Source organism: Vibrio sp. CDRSL-10 TSBA, assembly GCA_039696685.1.
Taxonomy (GTDB): Bacteria; Pseudomonadota; Gammaproteobacteria; order Enterobacterales; family Vibrionaceae; genus Vibrio.
Genome location: CP155566.1, coordinates 660,766 through 685,270, shown reverse-complemented (window position 1 = coordinate 685,270; position 24,505 = coordinate 660,766). Strand labels below are relative to the sequence as shown.

15 protein-coding genes and 6 pseudogenes are annotated in these 24,505 nt (G+C 50.4%); 6 read left to right on the top strand and 15 right to left on the bottom strand.

All coding sequences use genetic code 11. From position 1 onward, the window contains the following. Positions 1–7: 7 nt before the first annotated feature. From cpaB to ABDK09_10610, 4 genes and pseudogenes are all read right to left on the bottom strand, one after another. Positions 8–754, bottom strand: coding sequence for a Flp pilus assembly protein CpaB (gene cpaB / locus ABDK09_10625; protein ID XAW89985.1), 747 nt, complete (start codon positions 752–754; stop codon positions 8–10). Further along, positions 751–2,089: pseudogene (locus ABDK09_10620) on the bottom strand (AAA family ATPase). The gene cpaB and the pseudogene ABDK09_10620 overlap by 4 nt, the downstream one beginning before the upstream one ends. A 39-nt stretch (positions 2,090–2,128) precedes the next feature. Further along, positions 2,129–2,659: a prepilin peptidase gene (locus ABDK09_10615; protein XAW89984.1), complete on the bottom strand. Its 531-nt coding sequence runs from the start codon at positions 2,657–2,659 to the stop codon at positions 2,129–2,131. 75 nt (positions 2,660–2,734) lie between these two features. After that, positions 2,735–2,917, bottom strand: coding sequence for a Flp family type IVb pilin (locus ABDK09_10610; GenBank protein XAW89983.1), 183 nt, complete (start codon positions 2,915–2,917; stop codon positions 2,735–2,737). 610 nt (positions 2,918–3,527) lie between these two features. Between ABDK09_10610 and ABDK09_10605 the strand changes: the two genes are divergently transcribed. From ABDK09_10605 to ABDK09_10595, 3 genes and pseudogenes are all read left to right on the top strand, one after another. Then, on the top strand, positions 3,528–4,199 hold the full coding sequence (locus tag ABDK09_10605; protein ID XAW89982.1) for an AraC family transcriptional regulator: 672 nt from the start codon (positions 3,528–3,530) through the stop codon (positions 4,197–4,199). Positions 4,200–4,527: 328 nt separating this feature from the next. Then, positions 4,528–6,214: pseudogene (locus ABDK09_10600) on the top strand (AMP-binding protein). A 380-nt stretch (positions 6,215–6,594) separates the two neighbouring features. Next, a pseudogene (locus ABDK09_10595) lies at positions 6,595–7,501 on the top strand (LysR substrate-binding domain-containing protein). On the opposite strand, the gene ABDK09_10590 reads toward ABDK09_10595, so the two are convergent. Beyond that, the gene (locus tag ABDK09_10590; GenBank protein ID XAW90721.1) at positions 7,498–7,626 is read right to left on the bottom strand and encodes a DUF1127 domain-containing protein; all 129 of its coding nucleotides are present in this window, start codon (positions 7,624–7,626) and stop codon (positions 7,498–7,500) included. The pseudogene ABDK09_10595 and the gene ABDK09_10590 sit on opposite strands and share 4 nt — an antisense overlap. Before the next feature lie 176 nt (positions 7,627–7,802). Here ABDK09_10590 and ABDK09_10585 point away from each other — a divergent pair, with 176 nt between their 5' ends. Continuing rightward, positions 7,803–8,735: a LysR substrate-binding domain-containing protein gene (locus tag ABDK09_10585; protein XAW89981.1), complete on the top strand. Its 933-nt coding sequence runs from the start codon at positions 7,803–7,805 to the stop codon at positions 8,733–8,735. A 147-nt stretch (positions 8,736–8,882) separates the two neighbouring features. Here ABDK09_10585 and fusA read toward each other — a convergent pair whose 3' ends face one another. Further along, positions 8,883–10,970 (bottom strand): elongation factor G, encoded by a 2,088-nt coding sequence (gene fusA, locus ABDK09_10580; protein ID XAW89980.1) that lies wholly within the window; start codon positions 10,968–10,970, stop codon positions 8,883–8,885. Between the two features lie 408 nt (positions 10,971–11,378). Then, positions 11,379–12,759: pseudogene (gene radA / locus ABDK09_10575) on the bottom strand (DNA repair protein RadA). A gap of 147 nt (positions 12,760–12,906) precedes the next feature. Here radA and ABDK09_10570 point away from each other — a divergent pair. Then, positions 12,907–15,256, top strand: a pseudogene (locus ABDK09_10570) (PilZ domain-containing protein). Positions 15,257–15,396: 140 nt separating this feature from the next. Here the strand turns inward: ABDK09_10570 and serB are convergent. Beyond that, positions 15,397–16,401 (bottom strand): phosphoserine phosphatase, encoded by a 1,005-nt coding sequence (serB, locus tag ABDK09_10565; GenBank protein ID XAW89979.1) that lies wholly within the window; start codon positions 16,399–16,401, stop codon positions 15,397–15,399. Positions 16,402–16,502: 101 nt separating this feature from the next. Here serB and ABDK09_10560 point away from each other — a divergent pair, with 101 nt between their 5' ends. Continuing rightward, entirely contained in the window at positions 16,503–17,114 is a 612-nt protein-coding gene (locus ABDK09_10560; GenBank protein XAW89978.1) for a YtjB family periplasmic protein, read from the top strand. Positions 17,115–17,167: 53 nt separating this feature from the next. On the opposite strand, the gene deoD is transcribed toward ABDK09_10560, so the two are convergent. The 7 genes and pseudogenes from deoD to ABDK09_10525 form a co-directional block, all read right to left on the bottom strand. Next, positions 17,168–17,902 carry a purine-nucleoside phosphorylase gene (gene deoD / locus ABDK09_10555; GenBank protein XAW89977.1) on the bottom strand — a complete coding sequence of 245 codons (735 nt, stop codon included), beginning with the start codon at positions 17,900–17,902 and terminating at the stop codon, positions 17,168–17,170. 140 nt (positions 17,903–18,042) lie between these two features. Beyond that, positions 18,043–19,264 (bottom strand): annotated as a pseudogene (locus ABDK09_10550) (phosphopentomutase). 14 nt (positions 19,265–19,278) lie between these two features. Further along, on the bottom strand, positions 19,279–20,640 hold the full coding sequence (gene deoA, locus ABDK09_10545; protein XAW89976.1) for a thymidine phosphorylase: 1,362 nt from the start codon (positions 20,638–20,640) through the stop codon (positions 19,279–19,281). Between the two features lie 106 nt (positions 20,641–20,746). Further along, positions 20,747–21,526: a deoxyribose-phosphate aldolase gene (gene deoC / locus ABDK09_10540; GenBank protein XAW89975.1), complete on the bottom strand. Its 780-nt coding sequence runs from the start codon at positions 21,524–21,526 to the stop codon at positions 20,747–20,749. Positions 21,527–22,099: 573 nt separating this feature from the next. Next, entirely contained in the window at positions 22,100–23,365 is a 1,266-nt protein-coding gene (locus tag ABDK09_10535) for a NupC/NupG family nucleoside CNT transporter (protein XAW89974.1), read from the bottom strand. Positions 23,366–23,551: 186 nt separating this feature from the next. Next, the gene (locus ABDK09_10530; protein ID XAW89973.1) at positions 23,552–24,373 is read right to left on the bottom strand and encodes a TatD family hydrolase; all 822 of its coding nucleotides are present in this window, start codon (positions 24,371–24,373) and stop codon (positions 23,552–23,554) included. After that, complete coding sequence (locus ABDK09_10525) at positions 24,348–24,485, bottom strand: DUF5363 family protein (protein XAW89972.1); 138 nt, start codon at positions 24,483–24,485, stop codon at positions 24,348–24,350. Before ABDK09_10525 ends, ABDK09_10530 begins: the two co-directional genes overlap by 26 nt. Between the last annotated feature and the right edge of the window lie 20 nt (positions 24,486–24,505).

Genomic DNA, 24,505 nt, shown 5'->3' with positions numbered 1-24,505 from the left:
ACTCACCTCAATTCCTTACACGCACATTGGATGTATCAGTCCCTTTAATAATAGTAACGCTTGGTGGCGGAACGTATTTCACCACTTTAGGTTCGATGGCATGGGGATTGCGCAGTGCGAGTTGGATGTCACCCTTACTTTTGGCACTCAAAAGCTTTTCAGCTTCTTTAGGGGAAACTTCTAAGGTTACAGCACGCACAATAACAGGCTTGTTATCACTGGTACGCGCGGTCTGGTCAACTGCCAAAACTTTAATGTCCTTTAGAACCGTATCTGTATTCGCGGAGTTCTGACCATATTTAACAGTGCTCAACACATCCACTTTGTTGCCCGGTAACAAAAAACCCGCCACGCCAATCACATCATTAACTCGAATCGTTACTGCACGTTTGTCTTCGGGCAGAACAGCAGCGAGAGTGGCACCTTCACCAGGAATACTTAACCTTTGGTTCAGTACAATTTCGTCCGGATACAAAGCCTCAGAAGCAATTTTTCCTATAACATCCGCCGTATCACTAAACTGATTGTCATTAGTCCAGGATTTCTCTATTAGACGTGTTGTCAGATGCTGCGCTTCAATCACCGTCGTCACCGGTATCTCTGTAGCGGCAACAATAACTGGCACACGTTCTACCACTTCAACTTCGGTTGTGGGCCTAACCTGATTATCCATCCACTGCTTGGCGAAAAACACCGCTCCCAGTCCCAACAATATTGAGACCAACAGTAATAAAACCACTTGATTGCGACTCATCTGGTACCTCCTCCTTTCCCATCAGCGGTGAAGTAAACCTCCCAGGCGCGCTGCAAAATTTCTGGCGTAACAACGGGTTGAGTATCTTCAAAAGCAACGATGTCTCGACTAATCCCAAGTAAGTCTTTTGGCAGGCAGGGATAAAATCCTATGTTATGCCGACGATGCAAATCATAAAGCGCATCAAAAGACGATGATTGAACAGTCATATTTTTGGTTGCAGCCATATCTTCCCACAAGGCGTGGTATTCGGTTCTCTCCAGAGGATGGAACTGAATCTTATATCCTAGCCGACGCAAGAACGCAGGGTCACTGATCTTTTCCGGATCCAAGTTAGTAGAAAAAGCTAAAGTCAGTATAAAAGGGATAGTCACTTGTTGACCGTTTGGCAATGACAGATAGTCATAAAAATACTCCATCGGCACAATCCAACGGTTGAGAATAGCATCGACCGGAAACGGTTGACGGCCCAGGTCATCAATGATGAAAATACCGTTATTGGCCATCATCTGCAGCGGTGCCATCCAGACTCTGTTGTGCTCAGTATGATTCACTTCCAGCATCTCCATGGTCAGCTCACCACCGACCTGGATACTCGGCCTCTCACACAATACCCAACGCTGATCATGTTGATCCCTAAAAGACAAAGAATCTAAGCACTTACTTTCTTCAACTCGGACGTGGTGCTGCTGAGAATAAACTTTGATAACATTGCCCATTGCATACACGGCATGTGGTATATAAACCGATGTGTTGAGCGAGTTGAGCAATCGGGTGGCGACAAAAGTTTTACCGGTCCCCGCATCTCCATAGAGTAACAGTGCCCGCCCTGAATTAATCGCCGGTCCCAACACCGAAATTAACCGTTCTGAACCATAGACATCACTCAGAGCGTGTTCGACATCCGGACGAGTAATAATCTTAGAAACGCACATCCTGAGCCGAAACCATCTGATTATAATCATCCAGCGAAACCGGAGCCGGCCCTATATATGCGTCTCTTAAAAATGCACGCTCGGCTTCCCGTCCACCAGCCTCAGATAAACCGTATCTGACATGGCCGACAGTAGAGTGTGACTCTGCCTGAAATACCTCTACCAATGAACGCAGTCTCAGTAAGGCGAGCAACTCTTCCACAAGGTGGCTGCTGATGCATAAATACTTGCTCAGCTGCAGAACATCGATTTTGGGATAAGCAGAGAGATGCTTTAACACCAAGTTTTCCAGTACTGCTTTCGGTACTTTCAAGTCACCAAAACTTACTGGCACCTCTGGAGCTTTGGCTTGTGGCGTTAAAACCGTTCGATGAATATTATCTTTAACCAATGTGCCCATTGACTGACTCCTTGGTTTCTAATCTTTGTCACACAAAGTTCAAAACGAAAAATGTAAGTATTGTGCTAAAGCTATTCCACAGACAACAACTGGAGCAAATGGCATTACCAGCCGATTATCTTTCAGGTCGCAAACAATAAAACTCCGATATGGTTTAGCACTAGAGTAAAGTAAGGCCTTGAAAAAACGGTCAATACTTATTTCTTTGTTAAATATTATAATTTTGTTTAAAATCCAATACATACAACCTAAAAATATAGAACTAAGACCTATACAAAAAACTAAGTTCATTAAATCATTAAAGCCAAAAATAAATCCAACTATAGCTAGTAACTTTACGTCACCTGGTGCCATCCAGCCGCACAGGTGGAATAACAGGGCTATAGAAAAAAACATAGACATTGAAAGGAGATGAAGAAGAAATGTATCGACATCTCCTTTTAAAATTGTGAGCTTTAATGTCACAAGCAGTGCAATCAGGCCAAGCAAATAATTAGGGATACGATGCTCTTTTGCATCATTAACACCTACTACAAATAAAAGAAGCCAGAGCGATATATCCATAACCATATTGCCACCTTCGAACCTAGTGTAGATTAAGAGTCATATTCTTCTCTGGCTGTGTGTTGATATCTAAAAATCAGTCTATGAACCGTCAGCAATATTTCCAATAATAGCTGTTATTTTGGCTTCTAATTGGGTGCCCATTGTTGCAAACAGGCCAGCTAAGGCTACTACTAATAAACCGGCACCAATTACATACTCAACTACCGTCAACCCTTCTTCATCTTGCCAAAAGTTTTTAATCGCTTGAGTGAACTTATTCATGATTTGGTCTCCTTCCTGACACATTGAATGTTCATATTCAATTTAGATAGTTCTATCAGTAGCAGTTAGGACTTTTTTGTCAGGGTTTGGTACTTTTTTAACCAATTAATAACAAATTACTTACTAACTATTGATTTAAAAACCATTTAAGGACTGGAAATATTTGGCACAACATCTCATTAATACCCTTTAGTGGTAATTGATCACACTTTTTATTGATAGATATCGTGATATTCATCGGCAGAGCGACAATAAACCGCACCTAATAATGTTCTCAGTAGTGAAACAAACACAATAAAGTTACAGTGCATATTCAACTCATGATCACTTGGAAATGTGCGCTAAACCAATTATTTGACCTAAGACATTGGGACGTTTGTTTGCACTTTTTTGTCTTAATTCTAGGCTTAGAATAAAGCCTCTGCTTTCTCGGGTGGCAACGAGTGTGGTTTTAGAATCTATGGCTTTCGAAGCTATAACTTTAGAAGAAGCTATGACTTTAGAACCTTGGTGTGAAAATCTGTGGTGTGAGAATCCGGTATGGTAGGAAAATATCAGGGTCACTGGTTAGGTAGCCCGCTGACGACGCTCCCAAGGCGGGTTTCAGGACGTGTGTAAGCACTACTTCGATGTGGTTGAGCATGGCAGTGATGTCTCGGTCCTCAGTGAACCGGATGTCTCTTACGCGCTGTTTTTTTATCAGAAGGATCGCAGCCAAGGCTTACTGCTGACTTCACTCAAGATCTGCATGAATTTAAACAAGTACTTGATCATTATTCACGATGGCTCATACAAAAACAGTATTGGCCACCAAGAATCCGTTCTGGCCCTGCTCGATATCAGTGAAGATGAACCCTCGATAGTTATTTCTGGTATTTGCGAGAAGCTTAACAATAACGTTGACCAGCAAAGCGTCGAGCAACAAGTTCTGCACTCGCCTATATCGCCAAATAGTCTAAGTAAAGAGATGTTAGATATTCTGCGTTATATTGATTTGAATATTACTAAAGAAATCCGTGAAGAGGACATCGCCAGCTACTGCCACTACTCCGTCTCTTACTTTTCAAAACGCTTCCACAAAGTGATTGGAGTCAGCTTTCGCGACTACATCTGCGACAAACGTATCGCTATGGCCAAGCGATTATTGGTGGATGAGAAGAATGCCAAAATCGCTTTTATCGCTTATCAATGCGGCTACCGGGATGTGTCTTACTTCTCGCGTATCTTTAAAAAGAAAACCGGGATCAGCCCCGGCGCTTTTCGCCAGCTTCATTCGCGCTAAACGCCTGATCAGGCGCTTACCACTGGTAACACTTTGGGTATAAGTGCGTGTAATTAAGGCTTTATTTGCACAGTGCTTACTGCTAAAGTTAACAAAAATTTAACATAACAACAACCATACCCAACTACTTGGAGTTGCAGGTAGGCGGCAAATGAGTGAATCCCCATGAGCATAGAGACACTATGTGATTGGGGTGAACGAATGCAGCCAACACCGCTGCGGCTTCAAGTAGGAAGGGGATATAAGTTTTGCCAAACCAATGCTGACTTTCCTGACGATCTGAACTTTCTGAAGACAGGCGGACAGGCAAGCGGCCAGGAGTTAGAGAATGATCCAACCTAACACATTGAGCAAATCAAACTGTGCTCTCCACACACCCGACGAGATGATTTTAAAATGGGCGCATGAGCGTCCGGACGAAATTTATCTCAAACAGATGATTAACCGCCAGTTTGTCACTTTTACTTTTGCGCAAGTGGCCGAACAGGCGCTGCGACTGGTCTCGGCTTTACAATCACTCGGTGCCGAGCCCGGCGATAAAATCGCCTTGGTCTCGAAAAACTGCGCTGAATGGTTTATCTGCGATCTGGCCATGATGCTGGGTGACTTTGTCAGTGTACCCATTTTCCCGACCGCAGGTGCCGAGACTATCGAATACTGTCTCACCCATAGTGAGAGTAAAATCCTGATTGCCGGTAAACTGGATGACGCCAAAGCAACCGAACAGGTGCTGGCGAATCTGCCTGACTTAATCACGATTTCACTGCCCTATGACTCTGCGCCAAAATGTCAGCATCGCTACACCAAGTTGATTGCTGAACATGCGCCAAGTGAATTTCGTCCTCAGCACAGCGAAGACAAACTGATGTCGCTGGTTTACACATCCGGCACATCCGGGGTGCCTAAAGGTGCCATGCTGACCTACGGCGGATTCTGCTGGTCGGTACAGCAACTGATCAACCATATCGGCATTGAACCCAATGATCGCCTGTTCTCTTATCTGCCGCTGGCTCATATTACCGAACGGGTTTATATCTTTGGTTCTTCCGTGATGGGCGGCGTACCGACCGCGTTTCCGGAATCGCTCGATACCTTTATTGACGATGTCAAAATGCAGCGCCCGACGCTGTTTATCTCCGTACCTCGTCTGTGGACGCTGTTCCAGCAACGTATTCAGGATAAGCTACCGCAGGCAAAATTAAATCTGCTGCTGAAAATTCCGCTGATCAATTCGCTGGTCAAAAAGAAAATCGCCAAAGGTCTTGGACTGGATCAGGCTCGGGTTTCTGGGCTGTGGTTCTGCACCGGTGTCACCGGCGTTACTCGCGTGGTATCACAGCCTGGGGCTCAATATCACCGAAGCCTGGGGCATGACGGAATCCTTTGCGTACAGCACACTTAACTACCCGTTCCGGGCCGATAAAATCGGGACCGTCGGTAACGCCGGGCCGGGGGTAAAAATAAAAATTGCCGATGACGGCGAAATCATGGTGCTCAGCCAGGGAATGTTCGCCGGTTATTACAAAAATGATATTGCCAGCAAAGAGTCGTTCGACAGCCAGGGCTGGCTGCATACCGGTGATATCGGCTCGCTGGACAGTGATGGTTTCCTCTCGATTCAGGGACGTAAAAAAGACACCTTCAAGACCGCCAAAGGCAAGTTTGTTTCACCGGTACCGATCGAGAAAAAGCTGTTTGAATATAGCCGGGTAGAGATGATGTGTTTGATAGGCCTCGGGCTGCCTGCGCCAATTCTGCTCGTGGTTCCGCACAGCTTCCCTAACTTTAATCGCCAGCGCTATGAACGCAGCACCGAGAAAGTCATTGCCAGAATGAACGCCGAACTGGAATCACACGAGCAAATCAAAGGCGTGTTAATGATCAAAGAACCGTGGAGCATTGAAAACGGCATTCTCACGCCAACCCTGAAAATCAAACGTCACGTGCTGGAGCAGAAATATCACGAAACCGGTCAGAACTGGCCGAAAGGGCAACTCGTGATTTGGGAAGAGTAGCTTTGGGAAGAATAGTCTTACCCAAATACAACGCAAGGGAGCCAATCGGCTCCCTTACTTTTTAAACACGATAACTCAGCTTTATAGTACTCGTTACAGATAATCCCGGTAATCACGAGTCTGCTGAGGCTGGTCTTGCAAACCAAGGTCATTTCGCAAGTGATCGTTGAGCGGCAACGTCAGCTCTTGCTGTCTGCGTTTTCCCGTCAACCTACGCCATAAGCCTGAGATTATAGGGCCTAATCTGAAACGGTAGCGTAAGCGTTTCGTGTCTGTTGTCATATTTACTTCCTGTACCTGCTGCTCTGTTAGCCGTATTATGGAAATATTCCCGCATAGAAACGAACGATCATTCACGACAGGTAATATAAGCAGGAGTTATGGACAACCGGCTGCGTCATCTTTCCGGGCTGCGCTTTTTTGAAGCCGCGGCCCGCCATCAAAGTTACAGTGAAGCGGCCCGAGAGCTGTTTGTGTCTCAGGCGGCGGTCAGTCAGAAACTGCGCCAGTTAGAGCAGCAACTGGGCTGTAAGCTGTTTATGCGCCAAGGACGGGAAATGTTGCTGACTGAAAAAGGCCAGCAACTGTATCTGCAAGTCAGTCAGGGCTTTGAACGCATCATTACCGGGCTGAACCAGATTCAGAATGAACCTCTGGAAGGAATATTGTGTGTACGTACTCCGCCTTCTTTTGCTTCACGCTGGCTGATGCCGCGTTTATGGCGCTTTACCATGGAACATCCGTACATTCCGATTCGTCTCATCACCGATTGTGACAGCCCGAATATCCGTCACAGCGCCATTGATGTGGCGATCTGGCAGGGTGACGAAGATGTCACTGAGTCCGGCTTGGTGCAGGAGTTTCTCCATGAGGAGCCGGTTTACCCGTTTCTGTTCGTTGCAACTGGCGCAATCGCTGCAGCTGACTCATCCGGACCAGTTATTCAAATGCTGGCTGATCCACTTCGATTCACAAAGCTTTCCCTGGTCCGAATGGTTTGCCACCGCAGGTGTGGCCGTCAGCAAAGAGACCATGCAGTGGATGGAAGTGAGCACCTTTGACATGGCGCTTAATGCGGTGATCGCCGGACACGGCGCGTGCCTGGCCACCGACAGCCTGGCCGATGATTATGTGCAACGCGGGGTGTTAGTCAAACCGTTCGATATCGGCCTGACTCCCGGCGTGCGTTACACTCTAATCAGCGATCCCTCCTCTTCCCGCGCAGCGCGAATTCAAGCATTCAGTGACTGGCTGCGCCGGGAGTTAAACCTTTCACCATCAGCTTAACGCCAGAACGGTTTATGCACTTCCGTCGCGACCTGATCAGGTTCAAGCCCTAAGTCCTTCCACAAATGTGGCGGCAGCTCAGCTAACTGGCGGCGGGTACGATAGTTATGCCTCCACCACCGCATCTGACTTAAGATTGAATTAATCCAGTTGGATGTAGTGTTGTGCTCTACACAGATGTTTTCCAGATTCACAGCCTTCATAAGTCCCCCTTGAACCCTGATTGGATGTGACCAATAATCGTCATTAACGGCTATTTCCACAAACGATAGATTTTGCCATTCAGTTAAGGAAAACTAATGTGAGCGAGCGTATACCGCCATTGCAGGGACTGTTCTATTTTTATACCGCCGCTGAGTCCGGCAGTTTTAAGCTGGCGGCGGAGAAATTGTTTGTCACGCCAGCAGCGGTCAGCCAGCAGATTCGCCTGCTCGAAGAGTGGCTCGGTGCAGAGCTGTTTATCCGCCAACATCGTAAGATTCAGCTCACTCACGAAGGCAACGTGCTCTATCTGCAGGCGCAAAAAGGTTTTGCTCACCTGCAGGAAGGCATTCGCCTTATCAATCAGGATCCCTCCCCTCACCAGCTGTCAATTTCTACCCTGCCCTCTTTTGCCCAGCACTGGCTGGTACCGAGGATCGGTGATTTTCGCACCCATAACCCGGATATTTCACTGCTGATCGAACCCACCAGTGAACTGGTCAATTTTCAGGACTCCAGTGTCGATGTCTGTATCCGCTACGGCGGCGGCGACTATAAAAACGTGCGCTCAGAGTGGTTGATGGACGAAGTCCTGTATCCGGTTTGCCACCCGATTTATCAGCAGCAACATCAAATCTATCAGCTTGAGGATCTGGTCAGAGCGGAACTGATTGAAGATATCTGGCCGGATATGGACTGGGGATTGTGGCTGAAAAATGTCGGCCTGCCCGGCAGTCAGCCGACGCTGCAGTACAACGGCTCCCAGTTTGTGCTGGAAGGCGCTTTAGCGGTACAGGGCGTGGCGCTGGTAAAACATGCGACCGTGTGTCGCTATATCGAAGAAGGCAAGCTGGTACAGATTGGTAATGTGGCGTTAAAACCCAGATTCCAGTTCTATCTGTGCGCGCCCAATGGTTACTTTAAACGGCCGAAAATTCAGGCTTTTCACCGCTGGCTGCAAGCACAAATCAACCAGTTTCAGCAGCGTTACCCTTATCGGGGCGAAGTGCGTGACACCCGGTTTGATCTGTAACTTCACAGCAGAAACAAAGCCGAAAAGCAGCAAGTCCGCTAATGAAAAAGAACAATTCCGCTAATGAAAAAGAAAAGAAAAAGCCCCGTTAGCTTACACTAACAGGGCTTTGTTATTACTTAGCTTTAAAGCGCTTAACTTAAAGAATTACTTCTTCGCGTTACGCTCTTTAACTTCAGCGATAACTTTCTCAGCAACGTTTGCTGGACATGCTGCGTAGCGTTCGAATTCCATAGAGAATTGACCACGACCAGAAGTCATAGTACGCAGAGTACCGATGTAGCCGAACATCTCTGAAAGAGGAACGTCTGCTTTGATACGTACGCCAGTTGCGCCAGCTTGTTGGTCTTTTATCATACCACGACGACGGTTAAGGTCACCGATTACATCACCAACGTGGTCATCTGGAGTGAACACGTCAACTTTCATGATTGGCTCAAGAAGTTGCGCGCCTGCTTTAGGCATAGACTGACGGAATGCGCCTTTCGCTGCGATTTCAAATGCGATTGCAGATGAGTCAACTGCGTGGAAGCCACCGTCGAACAGTTCTACTTCAACGTCCAGAGTAGGGAAGCCAGCCAGAACACCGTGCGCCATCATGCCTTCAAAACCTTTCTCAACTGCTGGCCAGAATTCCTTAGGAACGTTACCACCAACTACAGTTGATTTGAAAGTGAAGCCAGAGTTTGGCTCACCTGGTTTGATACGGTAGTCGATCTTACCGAACTGACCAGAACCACCAGACTGTTTCTTGTGCGTGTAGCTATCTTCAATTGCTTTAGTGATAGTTTCACGGTAAGCAACCTGAGGTGCGCCCACTTCCAGCTCAACGCCGTAAGTACGTTTCAGAATGTCTACTTTGATGTCCAGGTGAAGTTCGCCCATACCTTTCAGGATGGTTTCGCCTGAATCTTCATCAGTCTCAACCTGGAATGATGGATCTTCTGCAACCATCTTACCGATCGCGATACCCATTTTCTCAGTAGAACCTTTATCTTTCGGAGAAACCGCGATAGAGATTACTGGAGTTGGGAAGATCATTGGCTCAAGAGTACATTCGTGTTTTGGATCACACAGAGTGTGACCAGTTTGAACGTTCTTCATACCAACAACTGCGATGATGTCACCAGCTTGTGCTGAAGTGATTTCAGTACGGTCGTTCGCTTGCATCTCAACCATACGGCCGATACGCTCAGTTTTACCAGTCGCTGAGTTAAGGACGGTGTCGCCTTTCTTCATTACGCCTGAGTAAACGCGGATGAAAGTCAGAGCACCGAAGCGGTCATCCATGATCTTGAATGCCAGCGCTTTCAGAGGTTCTGCAGCGTCAACGATCGCTTTTTCACCAGTTGGTTCACCAGTTTCTGGATCAGTCAGATCTTGTGGCTCAACTTCAGTTGGGTTTGGCAGGTAATCAACAACCGCATCCAGAACTAGCTGCATACCTTTGTTTTTAAACGCAGAACCACAGAAAGTTGGGAAGAATGCCAGGTCACGAGTACCTTTACGGATACAACGTTTGATGTCTTCGATAGAAGGCTCTTCGCCGTCCATGTAAGCCATCATCAGATCGTCATCTTGCTCAACAGCAGATTCGATCATCATTTCACGGTATTCTTCTACCTGATCAACCATGTCTGCTGGAACGTCTTTGATTTCGTAGTTTTCTGGCAGACCTGTTTCGTCCCACACGTATGCTTGACGGTTCAGTACGTCTACAACACCTACGAAGTCGTCTTCACGGCCGATAGGCAGAGTCATAACCAGTGGGTTAGCAGCCAGTACGCTCTTCACTTGGTCTACAACGCGGAAGAAGTCTGCACCCATACGGTCCAGTTTGTTAACGAAGATCAGACGAGATACTTCTGATTCGTTCGCGTAACGCCAGTTGGTTTCTGACTGAGGTTCAACACCGCCAGAACCACAGAATACACCGATACCGCCATCAAGAACTTTCAGAGAACGGTATACTTCTACTGTAAAGTCAACGTGTCCAGGAGTATCGATAACGTTTAGACGGTGGTTTTTCCACTCACAAGTTACCGCAGCTGATTGGATAGTAATACCGCGCTCTGCTTCCTGCTCCATGAAGTCTGTAGTAGATTCACCATCGTGAACCTCACCAGTTCTATGGATTTTACCAGTAAGCTTAAGAATACGCTCAGTGGTAGTGGTTTTACCCGCGTCAACGTGCGCGAAAATACCAATGTTTCTGTATTTCGATAAATCTGCCATTGTCTTACTCTGTTAATAAGGTATAAAGTGCGCGCAGAGTATATCACAATCCGTCAATACTGATACCCCTGCGTCCATTTGCTGAAAAAAAATATTTTTACCCTTCCTGCTTGAAGCTGCAGCGGTGTTGGCCGCATTCATTCACCCCAATCAGATCGTGTCTCTATGTTCATAGGGATTCACTCATTTGCCGCCTACCTGCAACTCCAAGTTGTTGGGGTATAGACCCGGTTATTCCTGCTGAAATATTTGGTCTTTGCTGATGAAATATAGGTGATAGCGCGCCATCACGCGAGGAGCGCTGATAAATATTCTGACCGCCCGCATCCGGACCAACCCCGGCCTCTCTTTCACTCATGTTGTGGTGACACTATCTTATCTTCGGGTTACACATGCTTCATGTTCTGGTTACAGTTCATCAAACGCGCTGATCGCTTCTGACAGTTTGCGCACCCCGTGAATCTGCATGCCCTCAATGCCTCCTTTCGGCATATTGGCAATCGGTACGATGGCTTTCTTAAAGCCGTGCTTGAAGGCCTCATTGAGACGTTCCTGCCCGCTCGGGACCGGACGAATCTCTCCCGCCAGACCGACTTCACCGAACACCACCACATCTTTCGGCAGTGGCTTATCACGGAAACTCGACAGCAGCGCCATCAGCAGCGCCAGATCGGCACTGGTTTCTGTCACCTTAACGCCGCCGACCACATTGACGAACACGTCCTGGTCCGCCATCTGCAAACCACCGTGTTTATGCAGCACTGCTAATAATAGAGAGAGACGGTTCTGCTCCAGACCGACCGCAACCCGGCGCGGGTTCGCCAGCTGGGAGTAATCAACCAGCGCCTGAATCTCCACCAGCAGCGGGCGCGTGCCTTCCCACACCACCATCACCGAGCTGCCCGACGTGGCTTCTTCACCCCGTGACAGGAAGATCGCCGACGGGTTACTCACCTCTCGCAGGCCCTGACCGGTCATGGCAAACACCCCCAGCTCATTGACCGCACCAAAACGGTTTTTGTGGCTGCGCAGGGTACGGAAACGGCTGTCAGTGCCGCCATCGAGCAGGACTGAACAGTCAATAATGTGCTCCAGAACTTTAGGTCCGGCCAGCGTGCCGTCTTTGGTCACATGACCGACAATAAATACCGCAACGTTATTTTGCTTAGCATAGCGGGTCAGCGCCGTCGCTGCTTCTCTCACCTGAGCCACACTGCCTGGTGACGACTGAACGTCAGCCACATGCATCACCTGAATCGAGTCAATGACCATAATGCGCGGCTGCTCGCGCTCAGCAATCTGGCAAATCCGATCGACATTGGTTTCCGACAGCATCTTAAGATGCTCTTTAGGCAAGCCAAGTCGTGAAGCGCGTAAAGCAACCTGCTGCAACGACTCTTCGCCGGTGACATATAAGGTCGTCATCTGCGCCGAAAGCAGACACATGGTTTGCAGCAACAGGGTCGATTTACCCGCACCCGGACTGCCACCAATCAAAATTGCCGCGCCCGGAAACGATGCCGCCGCCGAGTACGCGGTCGAGCTCTTTAAAGCCGCTGGTGAAACGCGGCACTTCCTGCAGGTTGATTTCCGCCAGCGTCTGCACCGCTGCTTCCGTCGCGCTGCCGGCATAGCCACTCAGGCGCTCATTGCGTGCTGCCTGCGGTGAAGCCGCCAGGCGCACTTCTGAAATGGTATTCCAGGCGCCACAGGCGTTACATTGCCCTTGCCAGCGCGGAAAATCGGCCCCACAGTCATTACAGACGTAGGCACGTTTAGCTTTAGCCATGAAAACTTAAACCTCAAACCTGAAAAATGTTTAAAAGCTGTGAAGCGACAGCTTTTATAAATTCATGAATCACTGCAACATACTGCTAAAGATCCGGCCCGCGGGGCCGATGTATCAAGTATGAGAATGACACTCTAACAGAAAACTATGCAGCCACCTGAAATACTCTCGTTCACGGAACAATTGATTCCGGCCTATCACTCACCTGATTTTGAGTCACTGCTCAATCAGCTGACCGAAGGTCATCCGCCTTCGGTCAAACTGTTGGTGAAGATGGAACTCAAACGCCTGATGACGCCATGCACTAAAAGCATTGATCTGCGTGGCCGTGTCCAGGGGGAGTGCCGTGAGTATCAGCTGGACGGACTCAAACACTGGCTGGATGATGTTGCCTTTAACACTTATCACAAAGGGGTGAAAAGGTTTGGCAGCTACACCGAAGGTGTCTGGGACCTGTTGTATAACACCCGCAACAACTTCCGGGTAATGAAACAGCGTGGCACGCTCAATCAGGGCAAGATCACCGAGCCCAACAGCCCGTTTGAAGTTGAGCCGGTCAAGCTCGGCTACGATCTCAAACGTCAGGAAAACCGGCTGAAAATATCGTCGCAGGTGAAAATCATTCTGCGTAACAGCAAGCACACCGTGCACGGCCTGAGTATTGACCTCTCCTCCTCCGGCGCCAAGTTTAAAGTCCCGTCCGCTTTTGACTACAAACTGGGCGACACTATTTCAGTCACGTTTACCGAACTTAGCGAGACCTCCGAGGTACTTGGCCTGGATCAGGCGATCGAATACCGTATTCTGGCAATTGACGACTCGTATGACAATGATGCAATCAAGTTTTTGCGCACTCTAAAGCTGACTGAGACGAATGTCATCGAACGCATCATCATTGAATCACTGCGTGACAACAGCCAGAAAGCCAAGCATGACAACCAGGATAAAATCATCCGCGCCCGCACACGCGGCTATGAGCACAGCTATCTGAAACATACGTCAAACCTGCCGGTGTTTTTCAGCGGCAATGAGCTTGAGCTGGTGCTGATGACCGAAAACAACCAGTCGATCTGGCAATACTGGCAGGATGAACGTAATCAGCAGGTACTGAGTAATCTGTTCAATAGCGCGCGTATGGATCAGCTGACCAAACATGGTCTGCGCGGCAGCAGCAATGTGCTGTATGCATTCAAGCATGATCACCAGGGGAAGACGCTGTTCTTTTCGATGATGATGCCGGAAGCGACGCGCGATCAGCGTCACCTGTTCTGGCACATCGGCGCACGGCGCAGCAGCTGGAAAGCGTTTCGTCTTTCGGTATTTGAGCTGTCAGATCAGGAACGTCAGGAAACTTGCCAGCCACTCCCGAGAACTGGCGGATCGCTCCGGCGCTCTGACCCATTGCGGTATGCTGCAGGAAATCACCGACAGTGCCAGCGCCAAAGATTATCTGCTGGTCGAGAAGCCGGCCCTGGCGAGTAATGAACTGGCCCCGTTCCGCCATCCGCGCAAAGTTTCTCACTCCCCGATTAACATCTATTACGATGCCCGTTCACGCCGTCGCGAGCCGCGCTATCGCTTTAAAACGCCGCTGCAACTGCACATCGACGGTAACGTACTGGCTGAAGGCTTTACCATTGATATGTCCAAGCGTGGTCTGAGCATAGTGCTGGATAAAGCGGTTGACCTCAAAGCCGGCGATACCGCGCAAATCAACTTCCGCGAACTGCGTTTGTATGACAAAAGCCTGCCGCTTGATGCCCTGCCGTATACCGTGATCCGGGTCGGCCCGGAAGGACGTAAACTGCAGCTCATGGTTGAGGAAACCACACAGACGTTAAAAAGCATTGCGTTTTTCAACAGCATCATCGAGAACAACCAGGACAAGATGCTGCGTAAAGATGAAGTGCTGCCGAGCGCCCACCTGCTGGAAGGGCTGCATAACATTCTGCTGGATAAGATTGTCAGCGCGCCGGTATTCGTGGAAAAAGTCGGTGCTAACCTGCGGCCGAAAGTCATCGGGGTCAACTATCCGTTGCCGCCGCATCTGGCGCTGCTGGCCAAACTGGGCCACGATAACCAAATCACGCTTGAACCTATCTACAAAGGTCACACTAATACGCTGCTCGCCACGCCAATGCGGCGCATTGACGGCGCGGAGCCGCAGTATCACGAAGTCTATATTGCCGCGGCCAAATTCGGTGCCCGTATTCAATCGGTCGAATCACGCCTTATCACCGACTTCGTCAACATTAAAGATCGCATCCAGTTTATTCAGCATGCTCTGGAACTGGGCGAGCTGTTTGTGCTGCGTATCAGCGCAGCACCAGTGTTCGATCCTTTTACCACTCTGATGCGCAGCGATTTGGGCGAACTGGCGCAGATCAGCATGCCACATGCCAAGGCGCTGGAGAAAGAACTCGGCGCCATGGCCGGATTTGGCGAAATCATCGATATCACCGAAGAAGTACTGATCCGGCTTGAGCTGACCCGGTAAAACGGCACCGGACTCAAAAGCAGGATTAACAGCCTGCAACAAACCAATAAAAAACGAGGCTCAATCGCCTCGTTTTTTATGTTCAGCAGTCTCTGGCCGCTGCCGCGTATAGTGGACGACTTCGCGCCCTATCGCTTCGCTTACGGCTTAGCCTGCCAGCTCAGTTTCTGCTGCTTGACCAGACCGGCCGACAGAATACACAACACGCCGCCCAGCGCCGAGAAACGCACTGACGTCTGCGCCTGTGCTTCCACCTTAGGTTTCGCGTGATACGCCACACCCAGACCCGCCACGCCCATCATGACCAGATCGTTGGCGCCGTCACCGACCGCCACGGTATTGTGCATTTCAATCTCATACTGCTGGGCCAGATCCGCCAGAATTTCCGCTTTGGTCTGCGCTGAAACCACATCGCCCAGTACTTCACCGGTCAGCTTGCCATCAACAATTTCCAGCGTATTCGACTGCGCGTGATCAAGTGACAGCATCTGCTGGAGGTGATCGGAGAAATAGGTAAAGCCGCCGGAAGCGATCGCCGTTTTCCAGCCCAGCGCCTGCAGAGTGCCAATCAGAGCCGGCAGTTCCGGCATCAGAGGCAGCTCTTTACGCACCGCTTCAAGGATCGACGCATCGGCGCCTTTCAGCTTGCCGACACGCTGACGCAGGCTCTGTTCAAAGTCCAGTTCGCCCTGCATGGCACGTTCGGTCACTTCTGCCACTTCTTCGCCGACCCCGGCCAGTTTGGCAATCTCATCAATACATTCAATCTGAATCGCGGTCGAGTCCATATCCAGCACAATCAATCCTGGCTTGGATAAATCCGGCACTTCGCTGATACGTGCATAATCGAGTTCCAATCCCTGGAGAATCGTCTCATGCTCAGCGGTCAGTTCACCTGACATCAGTGCCACTTCGTAATGCCCGACTTTCCAGCATTCGACAATGGCATTGAAATGACCGGTAAAGAAATCAATGTCCTCAAATTGCTGCGCAGTCAGAGTCGGTGCGTAGACAATCCAGTTCGCTTTTGCTTTGTCCAGTCGGTTAGCTAAACGCGTTTCAGGCAGACGGTTAAGTAACGTTGTATGTTTTTTGATAGATAAGGTTGTTTGTTTTTTGGTAGATAAAGTTGTCAAAGCGTCCATGTCCACTTTCCATTGTTGGTATTCCCTGACGTTACCCTATTGCAATTTCAAAAGGCAAGTCTCAATATGAGCCGGAGTTTATTTTTCTTTAGGTTAACGGTATGGATGGTTCATTATTCTCCTTTCGTATGGTGATACGGGTGCTGGCTGTTATCCTGATAGCCGTGATGTTTTTCATCACAATTCAGAACAGCGTGGTGATCAGCAAGGGTAATGAACGAATTCAGGCTAACCAGTTAGAAACTCTGACCAAGGTCCTGATTACCCAGGCTTCGCAATCGGCCAGCAGCATGATTGCCGAGCAGGATCAGGAGCGCCTGCTGGCGCTGACTAACCAGTTAGCCTCTGAGCGTCTGGTGTTTGATGCCACCATTTATGATGCGGAAGGGGTCAAACTGGCCGCGAGTGATTCGGCACTGAGTGTGCGTGAAGTGTTGGGGCTCGATACGCCGCTGCAAACTGCGAGTATCGGCCGCCAGCAACTGGTTGAACCTGTGATGCACGATGGCAGCCTGATCGGCTTTGTACGGATTACCTTTGAAACCGGTAAAGTAACGGCCATTTCAGACCACCACTACCGTAAAAGTGACCGCTACATGTACCTGATGCTGCTGATGAGCTTTATCAGTGGCGTATTGCTGACCCTGCTGGTGCGTCGTCAGCCGAAAGATAAAGGCGAAAACCTGCTGCTGAAAAATGCCGGGGAACTCTAAGACCCGGCCTGAGCTCTCGCCCCCAGTTCTCAAAAACCAAGAGCTCAAAAGACCTAAGCTCTGGCAGCTTTTTCCGCATCCGCAACCAGCACTGAATCAAGCGCTATCTCAATCATCTCGTTGAAGGTGGTCTGGCGCTCTTCTGAGCTGGTCTGCTCGCCGGTTTTGATATGATCTGACACCGTGCAGATTGCCATGGCTTTCGCGCCATACTCAGCCGCAACCCCATACAGACCGGCGGCTTCCATTTCCACACCGACGATACCGTACTTCTCCATCACTTCGAACATGGCCGGATCCGGGGTATAAAACAGCTCGGCCGAAAACAGATTGCCGATTTTCACCTCAATCCCGCGCGCCAGCGCCGCTTTTTCGGCCGCTTTGACCATGCTGTAATCAGCGATGGCGGCAAAGTCATGATCTTTAAAGCGTATCCGGTTCACTTTCGAGTCGGTACAGGCACCGAGGCCAATCACTACATCACGCACCTTGATGTCATCGCTGACCGCGCCACAGCTGCCGACGCGGATGATTTTCCGCACCCCGAAGTCTTTAATCAGCTCAGTGACGTAAATCGAACAGGACGGAATGCCCATCCCGTGCCCCATGACCGAAACTTTTCGTCCTTTGTAGGTGCCGGTAAAACCGAGCATATTGCGTACATCACACACTGCCCGGACATCCTGTAAAAAGTACTGAGCAATGTATTTGGCCCGCAACGGGTCGCCCGGCATCAAGACGACATCAGCAAAGTCGCCCGGTTCAGCATTGATATGTGGAGTCGCCATATGTGTTTTCCTTTCGCGCTTATACTCAAGGCCACTGTTATTCAATAAAACAGACCTTATCCAAGTCTAAGCGCAGAATCGGGTTTACGCCGCCGCGAAACCCGATCTTTACCTGGCAATGACACACGCCAGGTCAGCAATTAAAGGAAATTGCTGCCGTAGTCCATCGCCGACACGCCAAAGTAGCCAGCCAGGCTCTGGCCGATATCAGCAAAGGTTTCACGCTGGCCCAGAGAGCCCGGTGCCACTTTTTTGCCGTACACCAGCACAGGAATATGCTCACGGGTATGATCGCTGCCCGGCCAGGTCGGGTCACAACCGTGGTCCGCGGTCAGGATCAACACATCATCGTCCTGCATCAGCTCGAGCACCTGTGGCAGACGCTGATCGAAATATTCCAGCGCGGCGGCGTAACCGGCCACATCACGGCGGTGGCCGTAGGCTGAATCAAAGTCAACAAAGTTGGTGAACACAATCGTGTTGTCACCAGCCGCTGCAATTTGCTCCAGCGTGGCACCAAACAACGCCGGAATGCCGGTCGCTTTGACTTTATCGGTAATACCGCAGTTGGCATAAATGTCGGCAATCTTACCAATCGACACCACCTTGCCCTGCTTCTCTTCGACCAGCTTTTGCAGCACAGTCGCCGATGGTGGCTCGACTGACAAATCACGACGGTTACCGGTACGCTCAAACTGGCCCTTGCCCGGCCCGATAAACGGACGCGCAATCACCCGGCCAATGTTGTAATCCGCCAGCTCTTCACGGGCGATCTGACACAGCTCCAGTAAGCGCTCCAGACCAAAGGTCTCTTCATGACAGGCAATCTGGAATACCGAATCGGCTGAGGTATAGAAAATCGGCAGACCGCTCTGCATGTGTTCTTCACCCAGATCATCGAGCACCTGAGTCCCGGAAGCGTGACAGTTGCCAAGGAAACCGTCCAGACCCGCGCGGGCCAGAATGCGATCGGTCAGTTTCCTGCGGGAAACTGTTGTGTTTGTCGGTGAAATAGCCCCATTCAAACAGCACCGGTACCCCGGCGATTTCCCAGTGGCCGGACGGTGTGTCCTTACCAGAAGAAAGCTCAGCCGCATGGCCGTAAGCGCCGATGATATCCGCGCGCTGATCCAGTCCGGGCGCGAAACGGCCCGTCGCTTCCTGGTGTGCCATTGCCAGACCCAGTCTGGACAAGTTAGGTAACGTCAGTTCACCACGACGAACCGCGTTGTCCGCCGCTCCGGCGGCACACTGATCGGCAATGTGACCCAGGGTATCCGAACCCACATCACCAAATTTGTCGGCATCCGGCGCCGCGCCGATACCAAATGAGTCCAGGACTAAAATGAATGCTCTTTTCATTGCTTGCTCCAGCATTAAATATCTTGTTCACGGATCTGACGGTACACATCCGGTGTCGCCACATAGTCGCCACCGACGCTAATCGCCTGTTGCAGCGCCTGCGCCGCCTGTTGCCACTGCGCTTCGCTGCGCGCATGAATAACGGCCAGCGGTTTGCTGCTGTCTGCGGTTTCACCCAGACGGATAAACTGATCAAAACCGACCGCATAGTCGATGCTGTCGCTCGCCACGCGGCGACCGCCGCCCATACCGACCACTGCCATGCCGATCGCCCGGGTATCCATCGCAGACACGACGCCGCTTTGTGTGGCATAGACCGGCTTAACGATCTCTGCTTTATCCAGGTAGCGCTCATAGTGCTCGACAAAATCATCCGGGCCACCCAGGCCTGCCACCATCTGACCAAAACAGCGCGCCGCCGCGCCGCTGTCCAGTGCCAGCTGCAGTTTTTGCTCAGCTTCGGCGCTGTCTTTAGCCAGATTGCCCAGCACCAGCATTTCGGCGCACAGCGCCATGGTCACGTTATACAAACGAGGATTGCGGCATTCACCGGTCAGGAAACGTACCGCTTCACGCACTTCCAGAGCATTACCGGCCGAAGACGCCAGCACCTGGTTCATATCCGTCAGGATCGCCGTGGTTTTGGTGCCGGCGCCATTGGCAACGGCAACAATCGACTTAGCCAGCTCTTCTGAAGCCTCATAGGTCGGCATAAAGGCGCCGGAGCCGACTTTGACATCCATCACCAGAGACTGCAGACCCGCGGCCAGTTTTTTCGACAGAATCGATGCGGTAATCAGGGAAATGTTATCCACCGTGGCGGTGATATCACGCGTGGCATAGACGCGTTTATCCGCCGGTGCCAGATCACCGGTCTGGCCGATAATCGCCACGCCTGCCTGTTTGGTCACCGCACCGAAGACCTCATTGCTCGGCGTAATGTTGTAGCCGGGAATGGATTCAAGTTTATCCAGCGTACCGCCGGTATGTCCCAGGCCACGCCCGGAGATCATCGGTACATAACCGCCACAGGCGGCTACCATCGGCCCCAGCATCAGAGAAGTGACATCACCCACGCCCCCGGTGGAATGTTTGTCGACAATCGGGCCAGCGAAGTTCATTGCGCTCCAGTCAATCACCATGCCGGAATCACGCATGGCACAAGTCAGCGCAATGCGCTCATCCATGCTCATTTCACGAAAGAAAATCGCCATCGCAAACGCCGCAATCTGACCTTCCGACACCGTATCGTCTGCCACACCCTGGATAAAAAACTCAATTTCTTCGGCGCTGAGCGGTTCGCCGTCGCGCTTTTTACGAATGATTTCCTGCGGCAAAAAACGCTTGGCCGCTGATGTTTCATTGGCTAAAGACATAGCTATCCCCCCAAGCTCTGTTACAGAGCCATGGTTAATAGAAAATAGAGAGTGGAAAGGTGGTGCGTGATACACCACCCTTTACTTAGATATGCAACTGAATCAATCAGTACGCAGCCGGATCCGCTTTGTCATTGCTCACTTCCAGCGTGTTCAGCAGATTAGTCAGCAGGCTTGAGGCACCAAAACGGTAGTGACGGCTGTCGACCCAGTTATCACCCAGGATCTCATCAGCCATCGCCAGATACAGCGCCGCATCTTCGGCCGTGCGCACGCCACCGGCCGGCTTAAAGCCAACGCTTTGTGCCACGCCCATATCACGAATCACTTCAAGCATCATGCGTGCATACTCAGGGGTCGCGTTTTGCGCCACTTTACCGGTCGAGGTTTTAATGAAGTCCGCGCCCGCTTCAATACAGATTTGCGAAGCCTGTTTGATCAAGGCTTCCTGTTTCAGTTCACCGGTCTCGATGATCACTTTCAGCAGCACCTTATCACCACACGCCGCTTTACACTGTTTCACCAGCTCAAAACCAACCTGCTCATTACCCGCCATCAGTGCGCGGTACGGAAACACCACATCCACTTCGTCAGCGCCATAAGCGACAGCCGCTTTGGTTTCCGCTACAGCAATCTCGATATCGTCATTGCCGTGCGGGAAGTTAGTCACAGTCGCAATACGCACATCCGGCGTACCTTGTTCACGCAGGGTCTTCTTAGCAATAGGAATAAAGCGAGGGTAGATACAGATGGCGGCGGTATTACCAACCGGGCTTTTCGCATCGTGACAAAGCTGGATCACTTTGGCGTCCGTATCATCATCATTCAGCGTGGTTAAATCCATCAGTTTCAGTGCACGTAGTGCTGCTGCTTTTAAATCGCTCATTTCTATCTCCGATCAATAGTTTCAATTAGCTCACCACCCGGATGGTCATCTGACATCATGCCGGGCAGCAATAAAATGAACGGACTTGGTTCCCTGAAGACTCGGCAGCCGGGCATCAGCCGACCTGCCAATTGCTATCCTTGTCACCGTACAGTACCCGTTTACGCTCGGTTGCGGGCTCAGCAGGTGTGTATATACCCTTCCTACTTGAAGCTGCAGCGGTGTTGGCTGCAACTCCAAGTTGTTTGGGTATAGGTACTGTAGAGACGGGGCATGACAACTCCTGTCACCATGCTTACCGACCTACACAGTATAGATATTCACAACAAAACTGTAGCACTCTGCCCGGAGCAAACGGTTTGTATCTCAAAATAACAGACTGAGGAAATCAGCCTCTGTCGGGCCGGCGCGCCATACGCCAATGGCGCCGGTCTGGTGGGTCCGTTTCTGTCCACCCGGCTCTTTCTCCGGCCCTGAGATAAAAAATAAATCCATAAATAAAAAAAACCCCGCAGCAATCTCTTGCTACGGGGTGATGTTTAAACGGCGTCTATATATAGGTTCTCGACTGACTTAGAAAGACAGGAAGAAGCCAGCAATGGTTGCTGCCATCAGGTTAGATAGCGTACCAGCAGCCACAGCTTTCATACCGAAACGTGCGATGTCGTGACGACGGTTAGGTGCAATACCACCCAGGCCGCCCAGCAGAATCGCAATCGATGACAGGTTCGCAAAACCACACAGAGCAAACGAGATGATTGCTGCTGTCTTCTCAGACATCACTGCGCCAGTCGTTGCCAGTACCTGCGCATTTTCGCCCACGTAAGGAACAAAGTTCAGGTAAGCAACAAATTCGTTAACCACGATCTTCTGACCAATGAAAGAGCCCGCCAGAGTCGCTTCAGACCAAGGCACACCAATCACGAATGCCAGTGGAGAGAACACCCAGCCCAGCAGCAGTTCCAGAGTCAGTTGCGGCATACCGAACCAGCCACCAACGCCACCCAGAATACCGTTAATCAGCGCGATCAGACCGATAAACGCCAACAGCATCGCGCCGATGTTCAGAGCCAGTTGCAGACCCATTGAAGCACCACCAGCGGCGGCATCAATCACGTTAGCAGGCTTGTCGTCGCCGCCGTCGATGTCTACGTTGCCCAGTTCTTCTTCCGGAGCATCAGTTTCAGGTTTGATGATTTTTGCAAACAGCAGACCACCCGGTGCCGCCATGAAAGACGCCGCAACCAGATACTCCAGTGGTACACCCATCGCTGCGTAACCGGCCATTACACCGCCCGCTACCGAAGCCAGACCACCACACATCACTGCGAACAACTCAGACTGTGTCATTTTTGGTACAAACGGACGAACCACCAGCGGTGCTTCAGTTTGACCAACGAAAATGTTTGCTGCTGCAGACATAGATTCCGCACGAGAAGTGCCCAGTGCTTTTTGCAGGCCACCACCCAGAATCTTAATAACCCACTGCATGATACCCAGGTAGTAAAGAACTGAGATCAGGGCTGAGAAGAAAATTACGGTAGGAAGTACCTGGAAAGCAAAGATAAAACCGATACCGTCAACTGAGAAGTTAACCAGGCTGCCGAACAGGAAGCCGATACCGTCTTTACCATAATCGATTACGCTCTGAACACCAGCAGTGAAGCTTGCCAGCAGATCACGACCCCAAGGGACGTAAAGAACGAAACCACCCAGTGCGAATTGGATAGCGAATGCGCCACCCACGGTTCTAAAGTTAATAGCTTTACGGTCTTCAGACAGCAGCAGGGCGATGCCGAGCAGTACTGCCATACCGATGAGGCTCATAAACAGGCTCATAGTTTATGACTTCCTTATAAGTTTATTGTTGGCGTGTAACAAAATGGAGCTCAAAAGCGTGGCAATTATACTCACCCCTAGATCCATAAAGTAATGCACCCTTCACACTTTCTAATAAGATTCACTGCTTGTTCATTTCAATATGTGACTTTAATCACCATTTTGTCACTAAATGTGACAATCGTACTACATTTCCGTTGGGATTCTTTCACAAATAGAAAAGAGCAAATTGCTGTTTTTCCAAACTGTACTAGCAACCGTTTGCTTATCCTCTTTTCGCAGCAGAACCAGTTCGTTCAATACCAGAGGCAAACGGCAGGGATGGTTGTTGTGGCCCTGATATCCGCATAAAGGCATATCAGGCGCATCAGTTTCGAGCACTAAATGCTCAAGTGGCAGAGCAGAAATGGTACGCCGGGTTTTGTTGGCGCGCGGATAGGTAATTCCGCCGCCAACACCGATTTTAAAGCCCAGATCGATAAACTGACGCGCTTCCTGCTCACTGCCGGAGAACGCGTGTAACACGCCACCGCCCTGAAAGCGTGTCTGCTTGAGCAGTTGCAATAAACGGTTATGGGTTTTGCGGCTGTGCAGCACGACAGGCAAGCCTGCCGCTTGGGCTAACGCCAGTTGGCCGAGTAACAGCGTTTCCTGCACCTTGGCGTCAATATCCACCATAGCGTCCAGCCCCACTTCTCCCACAGCGACACAGGAAGAACTGCGGGCGTCGAGCGCCAGCTCAAGGTTATGTAACGGATTTAAACCGGCCGAAGCTAAGAAATAAGGGTGGTAGCCCAGTGCATAATAGATGTGGTCCGGATAATCAGCAGCGAGTGTCGCCACCCGCTGCCAGTTTTGCCGGCCGATAGAAGGGATCAGAATGCGTTGCACACCCTGCTGTGATGCCAAAGCCAGTTCGTCGGCAAAATGCGCCGCGAAGGCATCGAAATCAAAATGACAGTGAGTATCAAACAGCGGATACTCAGGCGTCGTCACGGCTGCGCTCATGGACCGGGTCTTTACGATACGGCACACAACAGCGTTTCTGCTCCGGCGTCAGTCCCATGCTGACACACCAGGCATCATAACGCGCCAGCCACTTTTTAAACCATGCCATCATACTCTGCCCTCTTGCGGCGT